Raw genomic sequence first — 21,024 nt, forward strand, 5'->3', positions numbered from 1 at the left:
TGATAAATTTTTAAATGTTACAGTTGTTATTGTTACCAGCCGATATTTTGTACCAGGTTGGTATTTACATTCAGGTTGTTTTCGGATATGGGCCAGAAATAATCCTTTACACCAAAACGCTGCTGAAAAATATTGGTAGGCCGGTAATAGGATTCGGCTGTGGAACCGTAAACATTCCAACCGGTAATGGTTTTGTTCATTTCCGTAAGCGACAGCTTCCAGCGGCGCAGGTCCCAGAAACGCTGTTGTTCAAAAGCCAGCTCATTCAACCGCTCGCGCTGAATGATTTCCCGCACACCGTTTTTGGTTGTTACTTTTGCCGGGTTGGAAGAGAAATCGGCCCAGGCCGTAAGCACTCCCGGAATACCGGCCCGCGTCCGTACTTTATCCAGGTACTGGAACACTTCCGCATCCGGGCCTTTTACTTCATTCAGACATTCGCTAAACAAAAGATACAGATCTGCAAGACGCATCAGCGGCCAGGGATAACGGATGGTTGTATAGCTGGAGGGGCTGCGTACATTATCGGGGTGTATCCATTTTTTAATTGGGTAACCTGTAACAGGGCCATTAAAGGCGGAGGTCTTCCCAATCGGATCGCCCAACTTGAACTGCAGCCAATAAAGCTCATTCTCCTTCTTATCGTTAAACTTACCCTGTCCATACCAGATGCCACCGTCAAAACCCAGGTAAGCGTAAAATCTTGGTTCGCGGTTAAAATTAAGGGCGGCCGTTGTAAAGCCGTTCCTTAAATACAGGCGGTGCGCCGCTGTAGCCGGGCGGGTGGTATAACGGTCTGCATACGCCCAGGTCTTATCTTCATTAATCGGCAGGCCGTTGCTGGTATAAAACTGTTCCGCTATTTTTAACGGTGCATTATACCGGTTATCCATCCATACCCTGGCCTGCGGACTGGGATCCCAATCTGGTGACGCAAGGATCTGCATCCGGTCGATCCAGCTTTGGGTATTGGCCCAGATGATTTCGGAGTTCCATTTTTCAGAAAAGGCCATCCGCAGACTCAGTTCGGTTTGCGTGGTATCGCTGATCAAAAATGCGGCCTTTACGTTGGGATGTTTATACAACGCAATCCCTGCGGCTTCGCATACAGTAATGGCCTCCCGGCATGCGTCGGCAGCCCGCTGCCATTTGGCCTCGGAATAGGCGGTGTTAAACAGCTGCGTTCCGTCGGGGTTTTTAAGACTGGCTTCATCGGTATTACCGTTAAAAAGCGGACTGGCTGCAAACGTGAGTACTTTTGCTTTCAGGCTATACGCCACCGGTTGTGTTATTTTTCCATAATACTGCGGATCTACAATAACCTTTGGAAGATCTTCCTTGGCTTCATCAAGTAGTTGTGTTATATAGCTGAAGCAGGAGTCTACCGGTTCCCGAAGCACTTTCACCTCGTTTACACCCGCCGAAATCGGCAGGTTTGCCCGCACCACCGGGATGGGCCCATACATGCGCAGGAGCAGGAAATGGTAAAAAGCCTTAAGCACTTTTACCTCTGCGATCCATTGTCTTTTTTCATGAGGCTCCATATCCGGTACCCGTCCTATATTTTCCAGGAAAATATTGCAATCCCGGATCGCCCGATACATGTTTTCCCAGTAATCACCACCGATGGGACTGATCACATTCTGATCGCCTTCTGCAAGACGCCGGTAGATACTGGTTTCGCTAATATCCGGTAGCTCCCATATTTCATCGCCTCCAAACAAAGCAGGACCACCATTGGGCACCGCATCATCGGGCATATAGGAGTAACAGGTAAAGAGATATTTTTCCGCTTCCCCGCGCATGGCAAAGGCGTTATCGAGTGTTGCCACATTATCAGGAACAATGTCGAGGTATTTTTTGCAGGAAGCCAAACAGCATATGATTCCTATAAAAACGCTAACGGCAATTTTTTTCATTATATGCATTTTAATCAGTTAATTAAAATTGAAGTGAACACCCAGGTTATATACTTTCTGAATGGGATACGCCAGGCCATTGCCTCCCATTTCCACATCCCAGAGTTTGAATTTGCTGAATGTAAGCAGGTTGTTTCCGCTAAAATAAATGCGGACACCTGAAGAACGTATTTTCCGGGTAAGCTTCTGAGGCAGGGTGTATCCGAACTCTACCGTTTTGAGGCGCAGCAACGCGCCGTTCCTCATAAACCAGGTGCTTGTTTGACTATTGTTGGGATGCACAAAATTGCTGAGGCGGGGCCAGAAGGCATAAATATGCTGGTTCTGTTCGCTCCAGAAATCATCCGCAATGACTTTAAGCGCCTGCCGGTCGTCTACAAAAGGCGTGATCTTACTGTAATCGATCCAGAACGATTCGTTGGCCAGTCCCTGGAAGAATAACGACAGATCGAATCCCTTATAAGATGCCGAAGGTCCGAATCCATATACGATTTCCGGTACCGTAGGATACCCGATGGGAACCTGGTCCGCCTCCGTGATGCGCCCATCGCCGTTTACATCCAGGAACTTGATATCACCACCCAGCACCGGGCGGCCAAAGTTCTGTGCGGGGGAATTGAACGCATCCTCGTCATCTACAAAAAGGCGTTCGGCAATATACCCGTAAGCCTGGTTAATATTCTGCCCAACCTTGGAACGCCAGGCTTCTTTATACTGCGGCTCTTCATTTACCAGGTACTTATTGGTTGCATAGGTAAAGTTACCCATCGCCGACAAAAACAGGCCGTTATCGAACGATTTACTTACGGTAAGCGCCGCATCAATTCCCTGTGAAGACGCTTCTCCTACGTTCGCACGGATGGGCGCAGACAATCCCATAGTAGTGGGAATAAATGCCCGCGTCATCAAAATATTGGTGCGGTGCTGTTTGAAAAAATCAACGTTCAGTGTAATGGCATTGAACAATCCCAGCTCCAGCCCCAGGTTCTGCTGGTATGATTTCTCCCAGGTAATATCTTCATTGGCATACCGTTTAATCAATACCCCGGGCAGGTAGCGGCTGGCGCCGGAAAGATCCCTTCCAAAACTGGATCCACGTTCCCCGGCGTTCATATTCACTTCCGATAAATAGAAGAAGCGGTCGTCCGGTGAGCCGATCGCATCATTACCGATGATACCGTAGGTATAGCGCAGCTTAAGTGTATTAACGGTATTCCTTAGCTTTTCAAAGAACGACTCGTTATGAATGGTCCAGGCAACACCTCCTGATGGGAAAAACCCAAAGCGTTTATCTTTATAAAACCGTTCGGAACCATTATAACCGAAATTAAACTCCGCATGATAGCGACTGTCGTACCCATAGGTAAACCGGCCGGAAAGCCCGGTATTTCTCAAAGGCAGGGAGGTAAGCAATGTGCTGGCCGAGGAATTAAGCCGCTGCTGCACAATGCCCACCAGCATCCCGCTGATGGAATGTTTTTCATGGATCCGGTTGTCGTAATTCAATACCCCCTGCGCATAAAAATTGGAATTCACTTCACGATCGCCGGGGGTAAAATTCAGGTACTCCGTTCCGATAGGCCCTACCGGCTGCGGATTGGCCGAAGAGTTGATGACGTTATAGGCATAGTTTTGCGTAACCGGATCATAATTGGATACTTCATAATAGAAGGGGTTATACGAACGGGTAATGCTGTTATAGGCGTAGCGTTCCACATTCAGCATCCCCCTGAAGTTTAATCCTTTGATCCACCCGCCCAGGTTCTGGGCCACTTCCAGCTGGGCCATCATTTTGGAGCGGTTCCAATCGCGGTAGCCTCTTACCATTTCTGCATAGGGGTTCAGGTAAAGCGAGCCGCGGTTGCTCCGCGTAACATTATTACCAAACAGAATATGCTTTACATAAGCGTGCGCCGAGTCCTTTGGAAAGGTGGCCGGAAACTGAACCGGATTGGAGCGCATCACCATCCCGTACATCTCCTCTCCGTTATAAATAGGCCCGCGATAGTCGTCGAAGTTGCCATACAACCGCACCGTAAGCATGGTGGTTTTTGTAAGATCGATATCAATATTCGAACGCAACGAATAGCTTTTAAGATTAATATTACTGTTAAAATTATTTACCGGGTCTACTTTCAGTACGCCGTTATCCTGGTTTAAAGCTCCGGAAACAAAATAACGGGCCACACCACCACCGCCGCTTACATTGAGGGCATAGCGCTGGTTGCTGGTATGATCTTTAAATAATATCTCCCGCCAGTCATTGGCCGGATACAAATAAGGATTGGAGCCCGGCTCCCCGGTGCGGTTAATCTTATCGTCTGAATAGAGAATGGTACCCAGCCGGTCTCTTGTAAGCACGGCCTCATTGGCCATTTTCATATAGGTAACAGGGTCGGCCAGTTCCATATTTTTTGTAGGCATCGAAAATGCCTGATCTACCCGGAGGGATATTTTCGCACTGCCTACCTTTCCTTTTTTGGTATTTACAAGAATCACACCGTTTGCTCCTCTGGCTCCGTATACAGCGGTAGAGGTAGCATCTTTCAAAATGGAAAAGGCCGCGATATCATCCACGGTTAACCGGGCCAGGTCGGTGCTGCTGGATTCAATACCATCAATCAAAATCAGCGGACCGTTCTTATATCCAAAGGTAGTAACCCCTCTTACAAAAAACTCCGCATTATCACGGCCCGGTTCGCCCGTACGCTGATAGCCAATAACACCTGCCACCCTTCCGGCCAGCGCCGTGGTAAGATTACTGGAGGGAATGCGCAGCTCTTCCGGGTTAACGGATGTTACCGCACCTACCACCTGCTCTTTCCTGCGCGATTCAAAGCCTACCTGCACCACTACCTGGTCAAGTGCCTGTACCTTTTCATCCGATTCCAGCACCACTACCAGTTCTTTGCCGGTGCGTACCAGTACCGTCTTCGGCTTATAATCCACCGCAGATACTTCTATAGAATCTTTATCTGAAGCAGCCATAATAAAAAAATTACCGTTCTGATCCGTAGCCATCCCCCTGGAAGTACCTTTAATACTTACAGAAGCGTTCTCTACTGCAGCACCTTCTATATTCATTACTTTACCAAACACCTTAATGGTGTCCTGCGCCTGTACAGCGGTTGTTGCTACACCAACCAGTATACAACTGAGCACCAGGCTAGGCATGAGCCGTTTCAGACCTGAAAAACACAGCAGGGTTTTTATTTTCATGTTTTGATTTATTTTTTATTTATTCGGGATATGGTCTATCAGGAGCATACGCTGTTGCGCGCTCTACAAGTAAACCGCATTAAATGGCATTTTCTATGATCGTTTCCTCAACAATAAATTCTGAAAAAGCCGGCAATTTTTCACACGCAAACAAAACAATCGTTCAGTTATACTGCCTATTGAAAAGTTTTTCAGATGATGGATTAAAAATAAATAAACGCTATAAGCTTACTGTCCTGAACTGTACTGAAATACAAAAAAAATTATAGGATATATATCATTAATTATTTCCGGAGTATGCAGCGGTTGCAGCACCGCATACATATTTTTAACCGGCAGGTATGCTGCCGTGCGATACCAGCCCTTAGGAAAATGCACTATATAGCAGCGGGCTTATACATCACCGTTTATCGGGATACGGTTATCCGCGCAGATTCCAGTCCAAAAAGGTTTACCGTGCTTACAGCAATCGTACTCACATCGTTAGCGGTTTCTGTGAGCACCTGTTCCATCTTGGGCACTGTTAGCGGATATGCATTGTCGCCATTGGTATCAAACTGCTGATATGTTCCTGTTGACGGCAGGCGACCCACCAAACTATGATTGCGGTATATATTAAAGTGACTGATCCCGGACTCCACATCCGCATCAGCCTTCCAGGTAAGCAGCATTGTTCCATCCTGTCTGCCGGTTAATTGCAGGCCATAAGGGGCCGGTGGTGGCGTGCGATCGGTAACGGTACCGGTGGTCACATATTCCTTCCATTTAGCAGCTGTAACCGAATCGGGTAACCAGGCCCCATTTAATGGGTTACCGGTAAATGCTTCGGCAGGAAATAAATGATAGCTTACCGTATCGGCCAGCCATGCTTTGGCCGGGTTAACCGGGCGCATGGCGGTATAACGCCCTCCCGGCCGTTGTGGAAGCCGCTGTTGCAGGATGGCTTCGTAAAAAGGAATGGCCATATAGCGTACGTAGCTGTAATTGTGGGTTTGATGCGGTGTATAAGCGATGCCCGCATATCCGCCTCCCGAACGGAGTTTTCCAAATTCTCTTATGGATGTTTGCCAGCAACAGGCATCGCCTTCAGGACCCGCATGCCGCAACATTACAGGCACCTTGAACGCGGCCGGAGGATATGCAGCCGGATCAAACGCAGGCGAATAGCCAAATACCGCCAGGATTCTTTCAGGATACGTTCTTAGCATCGACAAAGCCCAATAGCCGCCACCGGAATGTCCCCAAAGCAACCAGGGAAGCGTTGACAGCCGGCGATAACCGGTTATTTTCCCCATCGCCTCCAGGGTCCTGATCAGGGCCGCTCCCGATCCGGATTCCCCGTTACGCCAGTTATGGCAATTTCCGTTTGCTGCATACAGATCCGGACCTACTACGGCCAGGTGCCATTTTTTTGCAAAGGCCTGGTATTGCAAATCATATGCAGTAGCAGCGCCCGTTCCTTCCATGGTACAGCCATGCTGATGTATAAAGACGCCGTTAAGGGAGGTCATACTATCCGGGATGAATATCGTATAACGGGCCGAATCAAACGTATACTTCGGATCTGTTTGGGTAATTACATAAATTTTACCATTGGGAACCTGTTGCACCTGGTATGTGGGGCGTACCTTCTTTTGAGCCGGCGCTGCCAGCGACAGCATGAGCCAGCCCGCCAGGATCAACCCGCTTATGTTATTCATAAATTTCAGGTATATCCGTTAATGTTTGCAGGTACATCAGCCTTGAACCCTTCTTATTCGGGTGATGGTAGATCTGGCCGAAGTCGTAGTCTTCATGCCACATCGTGGTTTTATCTACCACGGCGCCATCAAAAGCAAGTGAGGTTGCATGATCAAACCGCGCGCCTTTGATCTTATACCGCTGGCGTACTTTTTCAATAACCGCATTGACCGGTACCTGGCTCCCGCTTTCATTTGCCGGAATATTATTAAGGATGGGTATGGCCCCCTGCGATCGTATGTATTCGACCAGGGCACCCAGGTTTTCCTCGGTATTGCCCCCATTGGTGCCAATGGTTACCATCACATACCGGGCCTTCACAAAGGGCAGCTCATTTTTAATACGCATCAGCAATTCGTTAATGGTGGTTCCGCCCCGGCCGCTGGTGATAACGGTTCCGGGGATCTGCTGCCGGATCAGCTGCGTCCAGGATGCAGAAAAAACGGATGTTGGAAAATACCCTTCCGGCTCGGTAATAGAATCGCCATACAGCAGCAACTTTACATTGCACGCCTTCGAAAGCACCATCAATTGCTGTATCCAGATGCCGGAGCCCTCTGCCAATCCAAAACAATAATAATCATGTTGAAGTCCTACAAAAAAACCAGGACCTGCTGCTCCCGCACGCACCCCTCCTTGTCCATCCATTGTTGCGGTCACACTGTCGGTATCGCCGGTATGCAGATCCACCAGTTTCAGCATCGCCGTCTGGTAATCGCGGTGCACTTCTACCAGGTAATCATGTTTGGGGTTTAAAAAGGCGACCGTTTTGCCGGTTTGGGGCTTTGTATCAATGCCGATGCTTTTATGCGCCATATCCACCTGGGCTTTAAAATCCTGCTGATCACTTTGAAATACAGCAACCGCATCCGCCGAAAACCGCACGCGGTAACGCACCAGCCGCGCGGCAAGCGCATAGTATTTATTTAACCGCGCCAGCGCTCCTTTACCGTTCAGCAGCAACCCGCTTTCGGTAAAGCGGGCGCCCGACGCCGGCAAGATCATATCCGGATCGTTGCCAGCCGTGCTGAACACCTGGTTGTATAAAACGATGGTGCCGCCCGGGTTGTTTTGACCGCTGACTGAGCCCCTCATTATAAATAAAAAGAACCAGCCATACAGGCACAGGCTTCGATACATTCCCATTGGTTAATATTTTCCTTTCTGATGGTTGACAAACCCCTTGTCCGTCCATATTTTCTCTAAAGGCACCAGGCGTTTCCTGAAATCCTGATACGACTTTTTCGCAGGCGGCGTCCAGCCTGTTTCGGCCAGAGCCGCAATGCGTGGGAAGGTTTGATAATAAAGCCGCTCGCTGGTAGGAATAAATTCGCCCCACATCTGGGCACCGATGCCCCGTATTTTCGGCTGATCTTTTTGGGCGATCCCCTCGGGAACAGGGTTAAAAGCATAGGCTTTCTCCAGGGAGGTTGTTTCATACGGATAATCCAGGTACGTAAAATGCCGGTCTGAGTTTACTACGTCGTAGCCCTGTGCAATTGCTTTATTCACCAGTTCTACTTTTCCGTCCCAGAATTGTACCAGTGTGCCCTTTGCCAGTTGTTCCGACTGTCCGGCCTTTACATGCGCCTCCTCCCGTATATTATCGCCTGTAATTTCGTTCCATCCGATCATACGGTATCCCTTTGAGGCAATATATTGCGACATCCGGTTGATGGCCCATACCTGCAGATCGGAATACGTTGGAATGGCGTGCGCCTTCATAAAATCATTAACGGGTTTTGAAGCCTCCCAACGCCGGTAATCCGCTTCATCACCCCCGATATGTATAATTCCATCCGGGAAAAGCGTCATTACTTCATCCAGTACATCGTGCAGGAACTGCTCTACTTTAGGATCTGTGATATCATACAAATCCCCATGCACCGGGTTACCCGTCAACTTACTGCTCGCGCCCAGCCAGGGGTAGGCAAAAATGGAAGCAGAGGCATGTCCGGGCACTTCAATTTCAGGAATGACCACGATGCCCCGGGCATGCGCATACGCCACGATCTCCCGGATATCTTTTTGAAAATAAAATTGTGCCGGAGGATCCAGGAACAGGCTATCCAGGCGGCTTACGGCATTTTGAAAATGAACCATATGACCGAAATTGCCCCTTGATGCGACACGGGTAAGCAGCGGGTACTTCTTTATTTCCAACCGCCAGGCCGGGTCATCAACCAAATGCCAGTGGAAGGTATTGAGTTTTAAACGGGCCATTTCATCCAGCAACCGTTTTACCATTTCTTTGCCGTGAAAATTGCGGCTCTCATCCAGCATAAAGGCTCTCCAGGGAAACGCCGGTTTATCGGAAATCGTACAAGCCGGGAGGAACCGCTCTGCAGCGCCCTGTTGCTGCACCAGCTGGCGCAGGGTTTGCAAGGCGTACAACAAACCATTGCCACTATTGGCCAGCGCACGCACCTCCGGCGTCCGGCCCCGGTTGCGGATCTCAAGGGTATACGATTCGTCCTTCGCCTGCAGCTTACCCGCATGCAACCGGAAACTGATCGTTGCGCTTTCGGGCGCCGCTACCCACTTTAAGCCGATCCCCGTTTCTTTCAGCACGCCTTCCCAATAGGCCGTATCGATCCGGAACCGCTCATCCACATAAACGGTGGTGATTGATGACAGCAACACGCTTCCCTTGTTTAACTGAACGGATGCGGGTTGGGGAATCAGGTTCAATTGTGCATCCTGTGCACGCGCCGGTAACACAGCAGCCCATAAATTCAGGCATAAATAAAGGACCAATCCTCTCATATATCTATTATTTTAAAACAGTCGTTATTTACGTATACAGTATGATGAAACAGACGTTAGCAGCGGATATGTTTTGCAAACCAGTTCCGCTCAATACATACTGCCGGCACTGGCAGGGAAAGCATCCCGTCGAACATAGAAGAAGCTCCGCTTTGCAATCGTTATCACATTCAAATCTGCTTTTCCACCTGTCTGGCGTGAATGTAGCACATTATTTTTTCTTAACTAACCTGCACTGTACTGATCGGTTGAAAATTAATTGCAGAAATTTGGGATCATCAAGAATTTATCTCAGGTTGAATCACAACAATAAGCATGATGGCCGGCAAAATCAAGAAAACGATTTCATAACCTGCCGCTGTGCTTCACGCTTCCGCATCCGGAACATCCGGCGTCTGCCCGCCTTCCTTTTAAAAAAGAGCGATCCTGCAAAACAGGCTATTGACAGCAGTAAAAAATTTGAGATAAAATACCAGATTATATGAAAGGCCTGGGGGATCACAAAGAATAAGCAGTACTTAAAATTGATATAATTTCAGGATCAGGACGATCAAAAAAACAAGGCATTTAGTACAGATCTGCGCAAGAACAGGCTTACCAACCTCAACGCGTATCATATGGATCAGGCTAATAAGATAAGCCGCTAACAAGTAACAACCCAGCACAGGTCAGCTATCACACCTGGCTATGCTACAGACCTGCGCGAGGGAGAGCCAGAATGGCTTGGCCATGCTACAGACCTGCGCACGAGGGGCACTTCCTTTATTTATCGAAGACATTGTAACGACCATGCGTAGGAAATGGATGGCTTCTACAACGTAATTAGTTAATATGTATCAGAATAGCACAGATCCGCTATCACACTCAGCTCCACCATAACCCTGCGCCGATCAGAATTTGCACAGAAAAAAACATTTTATCTAAACATTGCTTTTATTCTCATGTCTATATTGTTTAGGTCGAACTGTTTATTTAATTTTGACAAAATTTTTTGTACTTAAATTATTATTATTGGTAAAACAAATTAATGCAAGTCGAGCAAAGAAATAGATATACTAGCATTAGCACTTGGAGCAATATGAAGCACAGGATGTCTATTATAAGCTATATATTATCTCCACTGAGATAGTTCTAGGATCATGAAGTTTACTTAAAACGTCACTAATCTTTTCGTAATCAAAAAGGTATAAATATATTAGCCTTTCGCAAGACAAATAAAAAGTTTTGTTTTCCTGCTTATTGCCTTCCGCACGCAATTTCTTAAAATATGTATTTAAGTCTTCTAAGTATCCTTCAACTAATAAAATAATAGAGATTTAGTCATGAGCTTTTTGCCTTATATATCATTAATACTTAAAAAATAAAATGATCGAAGCATTTATATTCTTATTGGCCGGCGTTGTTACTTCCATCACAGGAATAACCTATTTAAAAAAATACAAAACTCTTAAAAAAAAAGGATCATCCGCTGAGGGTATTATATTCGAAACCCAAAACGAAGATGCTTTCCTAAACATAAGAACTCCTGTGGTAAGATTCCTGACTCATACTAACCAATGGATAACAGGCACTTCTGATCTTTTTACGCTTCCTGGATTGTATAAATCAGGGCAAAAAGTAACTCTACTGTATAATAATCAAAACCCGAAACAGTTCATAATCCTATCTAAAAGCAATACTTTCTCTCTTTACATATTAATTGCAATCGGCATCGCGAGCTCGCTATGGGGAATATATTTGTTACTAATTATTATAAAATCTTAAAGATTCTTCTAATTCTATATCTATATTATCATCAAAGAGAAATTTATACAATCGCACGGATACTCCATTATTGTAAAACATAAACATAAATCGATAAAACTTCTTCTCATACTTAACCATATATGTATACACGCCAATATCATCGCCTACAAAACGCTCTTTCATTTTCTCATGGCTTAAATATTGTCCAGAATATTCGTTTATACTGTCAAATTTTTTTATTAAATCTGTTGTCGAGGAATCAGACAAACTAATATTGGCATTAGTTCTTAACAGATTTTTTATAGACGTAGAGGACCCAGTTCTGCGCACCTCGTTGAAGAAATTTTCTATAACCAAATTCGCAGATTCATTTATTACTTTAGATATTTTCATTTCTGACGAATTTATACAACCAGTGCTTGTTACAACTAAAAATATGATAAGTAAATTACGCATTTTATTTATTTTTTAGGACTAGAGGTTCTATACCCCCCAAATTTCTCAGGCAAATACTCTTTTGCCTTCTCCGTTGCCTAATTAACCATAGTCTCAAAAAATCCAACTACAGTTTTTCCTGCTTCAACCACATTGGCTTTTATTTCAGCTCCAACAACTCCAAATTGAGCAGTTAGCGAAACCGACTGGTCGGATATATCACTATTCGCACCAACAACCGTATTGCCATCTTTCATTTCTTTATTAGGACCGACCTGTACATCTGCTCCGCTTTGAACAGCATTCGTTTTTATGGCCCAGCCATTCATAGTGAAGGTCCCAACAGCTGCCCCCGCTTGAGCCGATCCAACCTTTGTGTCCGCCTTTACATGGACACCGGCAAGACTGCCCTCACCAGAAATATTTCCACCTGAAGTCACAGTTACAGCAACCTGCGGACCAGTTGCAATTGCTTTAACTTCAGCAGCCCCTACCTTAGCTTTAACTCCTATTCCTGGCCCCAAAGTCACTGTCACCGATCCAGCTTTAGCCGCAGCATCAGAAGTTCTCGTCATTGACTGCTGCACAGAATTTCGCATCAGAGCTCTGACCCATGGGCTATTACTTGGAAGAGTCTCTAACCCTTCTAGTTCTATATGGGCAGTAACTTTATTTTCACTGAACGCATAAGTACTATTATAAACATAATCATTAGCCAATGGATCTATTTCGATAAACCTTCCGATCTGCGGGTCATGATTGCGGTATTTAAACTGCACCCAGTTCAGATCAAGCTCCTCATCGATCTGCTGATTCTGGAAGGTCTTTTCCTTATTGTGTAGGTTTCTGGAAGCACTAGTCGAGATCCCTTTCATCGTCAACCCGAACGGATAATAATGCGTTTCTTCCAACAACGTTTTATCCTCATTGATCATCGACCGCACATTACCTAAATGATCCTTCAGGAAGTAATCCGCCGTAAAGATGCTACCATTCGGACAGAACCGCCCCTCTTCTCCCGATAGCAATCGGGACCACATGTTGCAATACATTGTTTTCAAAGATCATGCTGCCCAGGTAGATTGTCACCTTCTGATCCTGGCCGGTTTCATTGACCGTTCTACTCAGCTTGTTCCCCATTGCATCATATTGATAACTGACCGTACCCTTGCCGGCAACTTCAATTCGCTGTGGTAAATTTAAGATATTAAAGGTGATGTTCTTGTTCAGGTCTTTGCGAGAAATCTCATCAAGCAACAGACCGAACAATGTCTTATGGTATATAAAAGAACCAATAATGCTCCGCAGCAGCCAAACAATAGACTGGCACAGACTAGTTACTACATATCCCGCTCCGCCGCAGACCTACATCAGAAGGGATCAAATAATTTTCAATTCTCGTTTACGTAATATTCCAATCCTGTTTTATTTATCTGTATTAATTGATCCAACTTGGTTCCAAACCAGAGACAAGGTATAATGGTTTTCTGAACTATGATGCATTTATTATCAACGTCAAAATCAACACCTTCACGAAATCATTATTGCAAAGATCAGGTTTGCGTAAGTCTTTGCGCGGACCTGCGCAAGAAGAGCATTTTTCTTCCAGCAGAATGAAAGAATAACTGAGACAATAAAAAGCAACAGTTATTGCAGCAGTCTGCCACCCTAGCTGCGTATCAGGGCTGTGCTAAAAGGAGCTAAATTTTCATTTATCAGAGTCTTTTTTTTCCGCCAAACAATTCTTTCCTATATATAATTAAATATAATCCGAAAAAGAACGCAGAGCGAACATCTATTTTAGGAGTGTCCATTCTATCCAAGCCAGATAAAAAAAACAAACTGAAATTATACTTCCCAAAATAAAGTTTAACAATATTCAGAGTTGACAGAAGGAAAATAATACCAGTCAAAAAAAGTCCATACTTATAACGAATTATATATACAGCTCCATTTAGGATCACCAATAACCAGCCAATATACATCTCATATCCAACATCCGTTATATTAAAAATCACCAATACTATGACAGCGTAGGCAGACACCAACAATAACGTCAGATAGGATAAATATCTTCTAATATAACCAACTTTATTTTCCATATTCAAACAAGCCAAATATACTAATTTTAGTTCCTTTACTAATTTCTCTCTCATATTCCCGGCTCCGGCCCAGTCATCCTAAAAAATATTTTTATGTAACCAAAAAGTTACATAATTTCGTAACCGAAAGGTTACACAATATGAGAAGAGATGTTTTTCAGGCTATTGCCGATTCTACCCGGAGGGAGATCCTCCACCTGCTGGCGCACCAGCAATTGAACCTGAATGCAGTTGCCGCCAACTTCAACATCAGCCGGCCGGCAATCTCCAAGCACATTAAAATACTTTCGGAATGTGGCTTGCTGATGATTCAGCAGCAGGGCCGGGAACGTTTTTGCCAGGCCAACCTTGGCAAGCTGAAAGAAGTTCAGGACTGGGTGGCCCAGTACAGTGTGTTCTGGGATAATAAGCTGCTGGCATTAAACAATTTTCTGGTTAAAGAAAAAAAGAAACGTAAATAATTCACCTAAAATATACACTATGGACTCAGCGCAATCCAGCACAACAACCGTTACAAAAGAAGTATTACTGGACGCCGCCAGCAATCGCGTATGGCAGGCGCTTACCGACAAGGACCAGATGAAAGAATGGTATTTTACGCTTACCGACTTCAGACCCGAGGTCGGATTTGAATTCAGCTTTTCAGGAACGGGGGCCAAGGGCGAAACCTATGTACATCTTTGCCGCGTTACCGAGGTAATTCCCGGGAAAAAGCTGCAATACACATGGACGTACAAGGGGCTCCCCGGAACATCGCTCGTTACGTTTGAACTGACTCCCGAGGGTGCTAAAACCAGGCTCCGGCTTACCCACGAAGGGCTTCAGTCCTTCGCTCAAAACGGACCGGATTTCCTGGCAGACAGCTTCAACCAGGGCTGGACGGCGCTGATCGAAAAAAGTATCGGTGCCTACCTTGAAAAAACGGCCTGATTATTTAAGCGGGATCAAAAGCGGTTGCCGGAATAGCAGGTAGCCGCTTTTCATTTTTTCCCCCGGGAAACACACCAGGTACCATTCCTCATTTATGGCGCGGGTAACAGCACGCCCTTCTTTCGTGTTCAACCCGCTGGGCGCGTTTCTCATCGTTTAAAGGCGCTGTCCAGCACATGAAACGCCGCCGTTGTAATATCCTGCGGAAAATCATGACCGGCATCGGGGAAAAAATCATACAAGGCACCGGGCGCATTATAAAGTTGATATACCTTGCGGATATTTATTAATCCCGCTCTCACACCTTCGATACTAAAATTGGCATCCCGCAGCGGGGAATTCGTAAAGAAGATCCGTGGCGCAATGCAGGCGATGATTTCATCAAAATCAAAAGGGATCAGCTCCGGCTTTAACTGGTACTTTTGCCTTAACAAAGGCATATACCGCTTTTGAGCCCAGGGTCCCAGCTTTCCGCCATATTGCTTTTCCATAGCCGGTCCGAGATCGTAATACGGGAATAAGGTCCACCCGCTGCTGGTAATCACGATCTTTACCCGTTGATCAAAAGCGCCCAGGAATATGGCATTGTGTCCACCCAGCGAATGTCCGATCACCGCAATTTTATCAGGGTCCACAAAGGAAAGCGACTGTAAATAATCCACACACCGGATATGATCAAAGATCCCTTTCATAGTACCCGACTGGTAACGGTCTCCGTCGAAATCATAATTTTCCAGCCCCCCAAAATCCGGGTAGTCCGGGGCCAGTACTACATAGCCCCGCGCTGCCAGTTTCTTTGCATAATCCCTGTTAGCCAATGCACTTTGTCCCGCCACGGATAATTTCCCCAACTTATCCGTTCCATGAAGGGCTATAACAGCCGGTATCCGTTCGCCATTGGCATGTACCTTTGGTACATATAACAATGCCGGCAGCTGCTCCCCTTTTGCCACGGTAAAAATAATCGTGTACCGGATATACGTATCTTCAACAACGCTGTCTAACTTATGGGCATCAAATGGCGGATGTCCTTTCAAACGGGGTAATGGGCCCATAGCCTCCTGCATATGCGCCAGTACCGCCGTTCGCTTTTTATCCCATTGTCCTGGCGTTGTTACCGGCTTGCCCTGATATACCATCAGCGCCTCGTGTTTACTGCTTTTTTTACCTGCCGCACAGGCATATGCCAATAACAGGATCCCCAATCCGCAAATAAGCCGGCCGTAAATCGTCGATCGCATTTCGTTTTATTTTAAAATTTCGATTACCCTTTACCTTCATCTTCTCATTATCTTTTTTATAAGGCTACCCTATGGTATCCGGAACCGGATCAGGTCCGAAACCGTTTTACCGTTCCTGGTAACACGGGCAATGGTATAAATATATCCGTCGGCACTTACAGCAATGGCGTTTACATAAGCGGGCCTGCCGCCGTCGGCATAGAACACCGGACCATGGTCCTGGTAATATTCCGTTGGAATATGATAGGTAACGAGGTGCAGGTTTTCGGGTCCCCGTGCCGCTCCTTTGGCAATGGAGCGAACCCCTTTCACCAGTTTCCCTTTTTCATAAATCGGACCGCCCGTAAGGTAATAAATGGTTTCATTGTCCGGCCCTAATGTAAACCCGAGGTAGCCATAACTAAACTGGTCGTACATCCCGCTGCGTTTTGATGGTCCGGATGTTAATCTTGGGCCGAGCGCCAGGTCCTGGGTTACCGGATCAAATGCAAACAGGTATCCCGAATTTCCATGCACCCCATATACCAATGCCGATTGCGGATACCAGAGTACCTTTCTCCAGTTATAAGCCATACTACCGGGCTGTGTAATATTATAGGTTCCGAAATAGTCTCTTTTTAAATCCATATGCTCCAGTACAAACAACCGGTCCGCCAGCGGATCATAACACCAAACCGCGCCGTCGGCCGTGGATGCATATACCTTGCCATTGCCGGGGTCCACTACCAATGAACGGCATAAAGAACGGAAGTCTTTTCCCGGAGTTCCGCCTTCCCCTTCCCCGCTCAGCCTTCCTTTATTTCTTAGCCGGCCGGTTTTTACGTCATAAAAAATGAAGTTACCGGTAGGCCAGCTGATACAAAAAATATGACCGCGGGTGGTATCCATAACCATCGTAACAACGCCTTCCCCACCCTGCATCAATACCAGTGATTCTGTACCACCGGTGCGCGGGTCATAAGCAAGAAGATGGCCACCCCGGTACAACTCATATCCCGGAGGTGGATTACGCGGCAACCGGTCCATTCCGTCAATCAGTTCATAGTATCCTACATGCGTGGCAAAAAAGATTTTCCCGCCATATTCATAAAAGGAAACATGGCTTTTTCCCTGGGCAATGCATTGTGTTTCGTCCTCACCGCACAATGCAGAAAGATTGCCAATGAGCCGGGTAGTTGCTGTAGCCGGATCAAAAACAAAAAAGCGTCCTGCTACATTGTATTTCTCAGACGAAAGCACATAATATACCTTCCCGTCTGCGGCAACCGTAACGGCATTATAGGTATCATGTGCATCGGCAAAACCGGAGTCAAATGCTTCGGCGGTTATTATTTGCTCCACAGATGGAAGCTCCAGGGTACTTACGGATATCATGCTCTTTTTTTTACGCTGTGTTTTCCGTGATTCGGATCAGCGATGGTTATCAAACATTCTGGTTATTATAATTATCTCCTTCCTTCTCCAGCGACGGCGGCAATATCTTTCAGCCGGTGCAAACGTCCGGGCGGCTGCTTCATCGACAGATACCACAACCGTTATCTTCATAAAAACTGCGGTATTCCCATCCTGCGCTGCTGTCTATTTTATCTTCAAAAATCATCTGTCAGCTGCTTTAAATTGCTTTTTTCAACTTACTTTCGTTTACGTACACGAAAATACTCCATATGAAGAAATTATTCCTGCTTACACTACTGATTTTCTTAGCGATTCCGGGCAACGGCCAAAACCGCCGGTCCTTAACGATTGTTACTTTCGGAAATTCGACCACCGCGCGGAGAGCCGGCGTACAAAAGGTATACGCGCAGCGGCTGCATGAGCAACTGGATAGCCTCGGCATTGCCAATACGGTCATTAATTCGGGCGTACCCAGCAGCCATAGCGGATCTATTAAAGACAACAGCTTTGCCAAAGTCATTCATGCCATGGACCGTTTTGATACGGCTGTTTTAAAGCATCATCCCGACTGGGTAACGATCAACTTCGGTCTTAATGATGCCTACCAGGACAAGGGAGTTGGTACGCCTTCCCGTATTCCGCTGAAGCAATTCAAAAAAAACATCCGGTACTTTATACGTCAGATCGAAAAGCAAGGCGGAAAGGTTATACTGCTAACGCCCAATCCGCTGGGCAGCAGGTTTGAACAGTTCCGGTACGATCGCGTAAAAGCATATGCAGATGCCATCCGGAAAATTGCACGGAAAAAGCACCTGCCCCTGGTAGACTCCTGGCTGCTGTTTTACAATTATAGCAACGCCCTTCAGCAACCACTGGATGCACTGTTTACAGACAGTATTCATCCTAATGACAACGGGCATCAGCTTATAGCAACGGCTTTAGCGCAAATCATCAGCGGGCAGCAATATCCATAAAGAAAGAACTCCATCTGTTTTTTATACGCGTGGGGCCTGAACCGCACGCGTATTTGCATTTATATATGCATACGGCGTATCATACAACCCTTTCAAAACCGACGTCTTCAACGGACCTGTTCCAATAACTATTACAAAATAATGCCCCCACTGTGCTTCTTTGGTCTCGCATTACTGTAAGGCAAGGCGCTCTTTTTCGATTGTTACATTACGGATGACCAGACGTCCCAAACCCGCATTGGGTGCGTGATAGGAAATTTTTAACTGCCCGGCTTTATCATAAAACAACATGCCATGCCCGCCGTCATCATTGTTGAGGGTAGCATCCGATTGTAGCCAGGGGCCGGTCACTTTGCCGGATGATGCATAGGCTGCACCCATCGCATATTTGCCGTTCTTATCAAAGCTCGACCAAAGCATTACGAGCCTGCCGTTGTTCATCCGGTGTATAAAGGGCGCATCCGTAATGATCCCTTTCTTATTTAGTTCTTTCGAATAAATCGCTTTCACCCAGGAGGCAGCGCTGGCTTTGAACAATAAAACCGGTGCGCCCACCGTATTTCTTAAGTTGCGGCTCATGCGCTGCGCATAAATTTCACCATCGGTAACCTCCAGCCATTCCCTGCTGAACAGGATCCAGGGTGTAGCATCCTTATCAATATACAACGCCGCATCCAGGCACATCCAGTTGCGGGGTGTAACCGGCCCGTTTGCCAGCGGGCGAAACGGTCCATCCGGTGCGTCAGCAACCAATATCGATGTACCACGCATCCGGTCGCTCCCGGAAAAAGTTACAAACAGGTAATATTTTCCTTTATAGTAGTAACAATCCGGCGCCCAAAAATCCTGTTTCCCCCAGAAGTTTGAATCGGCCGTAAATACATTCCCCATCGGCTCCCAATGCTCCAGATCACTGCTGCGGTACGCTTTTATTGATGGCCGGTTATTGACATAGGTATAATAGTTTCCCGAATGCCGGTCATGCAATATAAAAGGATCACGCAGTCGCATAGCGCTGGTGGCCACCGGTGGCTGCTGCACAGCAACGGGAGCTGAACCCCGGCCTTTGCCTGCCCCCGAGCAGGCCCAGCCATTGAATAAAAGTGATAAAAGGAACATCCCCCAGCCCAACCACTGAAATCCGCTTTTTGTTATATTGCTCTCGTGCACCGGCTAAACAATCAATATTGAACAACGTTATTTTTTTGCGATCTCCGCAGCATACTTCTGGATCTTACGCATAGCCTCTGCAATCTGCTCCATATCACTTTTCGTTCCGAGCAGCATATTCTGAAATAACCATGCCGACTGCTGAGAGGTTAACAGGTCGTTCTGAGGACATTGATTTCGCTCCAGCCATTGCTGCATCGTCTTTTCGCCATAGATCTTCAGGTAATGTTTGTTGGTGGCCAATGCGGTTACGTAGCTGCTTTTGTTCATCTGCCCGTACCCTGCCGAATTGGGTACACCTTCTGCACTCAATGCCTGCAGGAATTTTTCGCGGCTCAAGCCTGCAAAGTGATTTTTATCATACCGGAACATATACAAATGATAGGCACTCCTGGTAGTACCCGGGTATAATTTTGCGGGAGTTATACCTGGTATTTCCTTTAACAACCGGGAAAGATATTGTGCATTTTCCCAGCGGCGATTACTTTGTTCGGCTACCCGGGTCATTTGCGCCAACAGCAAACTTCCCTGGAATTCGGTTAGCCGGAGGTTGGTACCACGGGTACCCACACCCGTAGAAAAAGAAGTAGATCTTCCTCCCTGTCCCTGGTTATGGAAGGTGTAACAGTTGGTAATAAAATCATCGTTATTGGTGATAACGGCTCCGCCCTCGGCACAATTCAGATTCTTGGATGACTGGAAGCTGAATGCGCCGGCCAGCCCGTGGTTACCCACCTTAACCCCTTTCCACTCTGCAAGATGTGCCTGGCAGGCATCTTCAATTACCGGTATATTGTGTTGCTTTCCCATCGCCACAAACGCGTCAATGTCTACGGGTGAACCGCCAATATGAACCGGCATGATGACCCTGGTTTGTGCAGTAAGCGCCGCTTTTGCCTTAACAGGGTCCATCTGGAAGGATTCGATATCTGTATCTACTAATATCGGCAGGGCATAGTTCAATACCACTACATTGTACGTAGCTACAAAAGTATATACCGGTATGACTACCTCATCGCCCGGGCCTATATCCAATGCACCCAATATAGTAGTAAGGGCACTGGTACCGCTGGAAACACCCAGACTGTGCTTTACGCCAAACAGTTTACTGTATTCCGTTTCAAATTTCGCCATCTGACTTCCGTCCAACCGGCCCCATTTTTTGCTCCTCAATACTTCTGTTAATCCTTTTTCTTCAATGGCATCCTGCACAGGCCACGAAGGGAATGAACCGTTATGCGCTCTGGGACCACCCAGTATCGCGGGTTTGGTGTTACTGGTACCGGCAGATACAATATGTGGAGCGCCGATGGCCAGCCCGGTGCCAACGATTGCCACATTGCTGATAAATTTTCTGCGGTTGAAAGCACTACTCATGATAGATATT

The 21,024-nt window shown here is 46.5% G+C and carries 18 protein-coding genes; 4 read left to right on the forward strand and 14 right to left on the reverse strand.

Translation table 11 applies throughout. The features are described from left to right. Window positions 1–32: 32 nt before the first annotated feature. The 5 genes from LQ567_RS06650 to LQ567_RS06670 all read right to left on the reverse strand — a co-directional run bounded on the left by LQ567_RS06650 (window position 33) and on the right by LQ567_RS06670 (window position 9,644). A complete protein-coding gene (locus tag LQ567_RS06650) occupies window positions 33–1,919 on the reverse strand; it encodes a RagB/SusD family nutrient uptake outer membrane protein (RefSeq protein ID WP_231003428.1) in 1,887 nt (628 codons plus the stop codon). A gap of 18 nt (window positions 1,920–1,937) precedes the next feature. After that, entirely contained in the window at window positions 1,938–5,138 is a 3,201-nt protein-coding gene (locus LQ567_RS06655; RefSeq protein WP_231003429.1) for a SusC/RagA family TonB-linked outer membrane protein, read from the reverse strand. 407 nt (window positions 5,139–5,545) lie between these two features. Then, window positions 5,546–6,838 carry a hypothetical protein gene (locus LQ567_RS06660; RefSeq protein WP_231003431.1) on the reverse strand — a complete coding sequence of 431 codons (1,293 nt, stop codon included), beginning with the start codon at window positions 6,836–6,838 and terminating at the stop codon, window positions 5,546–5,548. After that, window positions 6,831–8,024 (reverse strand): SGNH/GDSL hydrolase family protein, encoded by a 1,194-nt coding sequence (locus LQ567_RS06665; RefSeq protein ID WP_231003433.1) that lies wholly within the window; start codon window positions 8,022–8,024, stop codon window positions 6,831–6,833. Before LQ567_RS06665 ends, LQ567_RS06660 begins: the two co-directional genes overlap by 8 nt. Before the next feature lie 3 nt (window positions 8,025–8,027). Continuing rightward, a complete protein-coding gene (locus LQ567_RS06670; RefSeq protein WP_231003435.1) occupies window positions 8,028–9,644 on the reverse strand; it encodes a beta-N-acetylhexosaminidase in 1,617 nt (538 codons plus the stop codon). 1,365 nt (window positions 9,645–11,009) lie between these two features. Here LQ567_RS06670 and LQ567_RS06675 point away from each other — a divergent pair. Continuing rightward, a complete protein-coding gene (locus LQ567_RS06675) occupies window positions 11,010–11,408 on the forward strand; it encodes a DUF3592 domain-containing protein (protein WP_231003437.1) in 399 nt (132 codons plus the stop codon). Here the strand turns inward: LQ567_RS06675 and LQ567_RS06680 are convergent. From LQ567_RS06680 to LQ567_RS06695, 4 genes are all read right to left on the reverse strand, one after another. Beyond that, a complete protein-coding gene (locus tag LQ567_RS06680) occupies window positions 11,388–11,846 on the reverse strand; it encodes a hypothetical protein (RefSeq protein ID WP_231003439.1) in 459 nt (152 codons plus the stop codon). The two genes, LQ567_RS06675 and LQ567_RS06680, sit on opposite strands and share 21 nt — an antisense overlap. 77 nt (window positions 11,847–11,923) lie before the next feature. Next, window positions 11,924–12,760, reverse strand: a complete 837-nt coding sequence (locus tag LQ567_RS06685) for an RHS repeat domain-containing protein (RefSeq protein WP_231003441.1) — start codon at window positions 12,758–12,760, stop codon at window positions 11,924–11,926. Window positions 12,761–12,812: 52 nt separating this feature from the next. Continuing rightward, entirely contained in the window at window positions 12,813–13,094 is a 282-nt protein-coding gene (locus tag LQ567_RS06690) for a hypothetical protein (RefSeq protein WP_231003443.1), read from the reverse strand. A 446-nt stretch (window positions 13,095–13,540) separates the two neighbouring features. Next, window positions 13,541–13,927, reverse strand: coding sequence for a hypothetical protein (locus tag LQ567_RS06695; protein WP_231003445.1), 387 nt, complete (start codon window positions 13,925–13,927; stop codon window positions 13,541–13,543). Window positions 13,928–14,067: 140 nt separating this feature from the next. On the opposite strand from LQ567_RS06695, the gene LQ567_RS06700 reads away from it, so the two are divergent. Then, window positions 14,068–14,388 (forward strand): ArsR/SmtB family transcription factor, encoded by a 321-nt coding sequence (locus tag LQ567_RS06700; RefSeq protein WP_231003447.1) that lies wholly within the window; start codon window positions 14,068–14,070, stop codon window positions 14,386–14,388. Between the two features lie 19 nt (window positions 14,389–14,407). After that, window positions 14,408–14,857 (forward strand): SRPBCC family protein, encoded by a 450-nt coding sequence (locus LQ567_RS06705; RefSeq protein WP_231003449.1) that lies wholly within the window; start codon window positions 14,408–14,410, stop codon window positions 14,855–14,857. On the opposite strand, the gene LQ567_RS06710 is transcribed toward LQ567_RS06705, so the two are convergent. The 3 genes from LQ567_RS06710 to LQ567_RS06720 form a co-directional block, all read right to left on the reverse strand. Continuing rightward, entirely contained in the window at window positions 14,858–15,010 is a 153-nt protein-coding gene (locus LQ567_RS06710; RefSeq protein WP_231003451.1) for a hypothetical protein, read from the reverse strand. Next, the gene (locus LQ567_RS06715; RefSeq protein WP_231003452.1) at window positions 15,007–16,098 is read right to left on the reverse strand and encodes an alpha/beta hydrolase; all 1,092 of its coding nucleotides are present in this window, start codon (window positions 16,096–16,098) and stop codon (window positions 15,007–15,009) included. The genes LQ567_RS06710 and LQ567_RS06715 overlap by 4 nt, the downstream gene beginning before the upstream one ends. A 69-nt stretch (window positions 16,099–16,167) precedes the next feature. Further along, window positions 16,168–17,472 (reverse strand): PQQ-like beta-propeller repeat protein, encoded by a 1,305-nt coding sequence (locus tag LQ567_RS06720; protein ID WP_231003455.1) that lies wholly within the window; start codon window positions 17,470–17,472, stop codon window positions 16,168–16,170. A gap of 290 nt (window positions 17,473–17,762) precedes the next feature. Here LQ567_RS06720 and LQ567_RS06725 point away from each other — a divergent pair, with 290 nt between their 5' ends. Next, window positions 17,763–18,467 (forward strand): SGNH/GDSL hydrolase family protein, encoded by a 705-nt coding sequence (locus LQ567_RS06725; protein WP_231003456.1) that lies wholly within the window; start codon window positions 17,763–17,765, stop codon window positions 18,465–18,467. A 171-nt stretch (window positions 18,468–18,638) separates the two neighbouring features. Here LQ567_RS06725 and LQ567_RS06730 read toward each other — a convergent pair whose 3' ends face one another. Continuing rightward, complete coding sequence (locus LQ567_RS06730; RefSeq protein WP_231003458.1) at window positions 18,639–19,637, reverse strand: glycoside hydrolase family 43 protein; 999 nt, start codon at window positions 19,635–19,637, stop codon at window positions 18,639–18,641. A 27-nt stretch (window positions 19,638–19,664) separates the two neighbouring features. Next, complete coding sequence (locus LQ567_RS06735; protein WP_231003461.1) at window positions 19,665–21,014, reverse strand: DegT/DnrJ/EryC1/StrS family aminotransferase; 1,350 nt, start codon at window positions 21,012–21,014, stop codon at window positions 19,665–19,667. Between the last annotated feature and the right edge of the window lie 10 nt (window positions 21,015–21,024).

It is taken from the genome of Niabella pedocola (assembly GCF_021044425.1).
Classification (GTDB): domain Bacteria; phylum Bacteroidota; class Bacteroidia; order Chitinophagales; family Chitinophagaceae; genus Niabella; species Niabella pedocola.

Bases quoted from the DNA above. Each gene is read 5' to 3' on its own strand.
- LQ567_RS06650 (WP_231003428.1), bottom strand. From the start codon at position 1,919: ATGAAAAAAATTGCCGTTAGCGTTTTTATAGGAATCATATGCTGTTTG.
- LQ567_RS06655 (WP_231003429.1), bottom strand. From the start codon at position 5,138: ATGAAAATAAAAACCCTGCTGTGTTTTTCAGGTCTGAAACGGCTCATG.
- LQ567_RS06660 (WP_231003431.1), bottom strand. From the start codon at position 6,838: ATGAATAACATAAGCGGGTTGATCCTGGCGGGCTGGCTCATGCTGTCG.
- LQ567_RS06665 (WP_231003433.1), bottom strand. From the start codon at position 8,024: ATGGGAATGTATCGAAGCCTGTGCCTGTATGGCTGGTTCTTTTTATTT.
- LQ567_RS06670 (WP_231003435.1), bottom strand. From the start codon at position 9,644: ATGAGAGGATTGGTCCTTTATTTATGCCTGAATTTATGGGCTGCTGTG.
- LQ567_RS06675 (WP_231003437.1), top strand. From the start codon at position 11,010: ATGATCGAAGCATTTATATTCTTATTGGCCGGCGTTGTTACTTCCATC.
- LQ567_RS06680 (WP_231003439.1), bottom strand. From the start codon at position 11,846: ATGCGTAATTTACTTATCATATTTTTAGTTGTAACAAGCACTGGTTGT.
- LQ567_RS06685 (WP_231003441.1), bottom strand. From the start codon at position 12,760: ATGATCAATGAGGATAAAACGTTGTTGGAAGAAACGCATTATTATCCG.
- LQ567_RS06695 (WP_231003445.1), bottom strand. From the start codon at position 13,927: ATGGAAAATAAAGTTGGTTATATTAGAAGATATTTATCCTATCTGACG.
- LQ567_RS06700 (WP_231003447.1), top strand. From the start codon at position 14,068: ATGAGAAGAGATGTTTTTCAGGCTATTGCCGATTCTACCCGGAGGGAG.
- LQ567_RS06705 (WP_231003449.1), top strand. From the start codon at position 14,408: ATGGACTCAGCGCAATCCAGCACAACAACCGTTACAAAAGAAGTATTA.
- LQ567_RS06710 (WP_231003451.1), bottom strand. From the start codon at position 15,010: ATGAGAAACGCGCCCAGCGGGTTGAACACGAAAGAAGGGCGTGCTGTT.
- LQ567_RS06715 (WP_231003452.1), bottom strand. From the start codon at position 16,098: ATGCGATCGACGATTTACGGCCGGCTTATTTGCGGATTGGGGATCCTG.
- LQ567_RS06720 (WP_231003455.1), bottom strand. From the start codon at position 17,472: ATGATATCCGTAAGTACCCTGGAGCTTCCATCTGTGGAGCAAATAATA.
- LQ567_RS06725 (WP_231003456.1), top strand. From the start codon at position 17,763: ATGAAGAAATTATTCCTGCTTACACTACTGATTTTCTTAGCGATTCCG.
- LQ567_RS06735 (WP_231003461.1), bottom strand. From the start codon at position 21,014: ATGAGTAGTGCTTTCAACCGCAGAAAATTTATCAGCAATGTGGCAATC.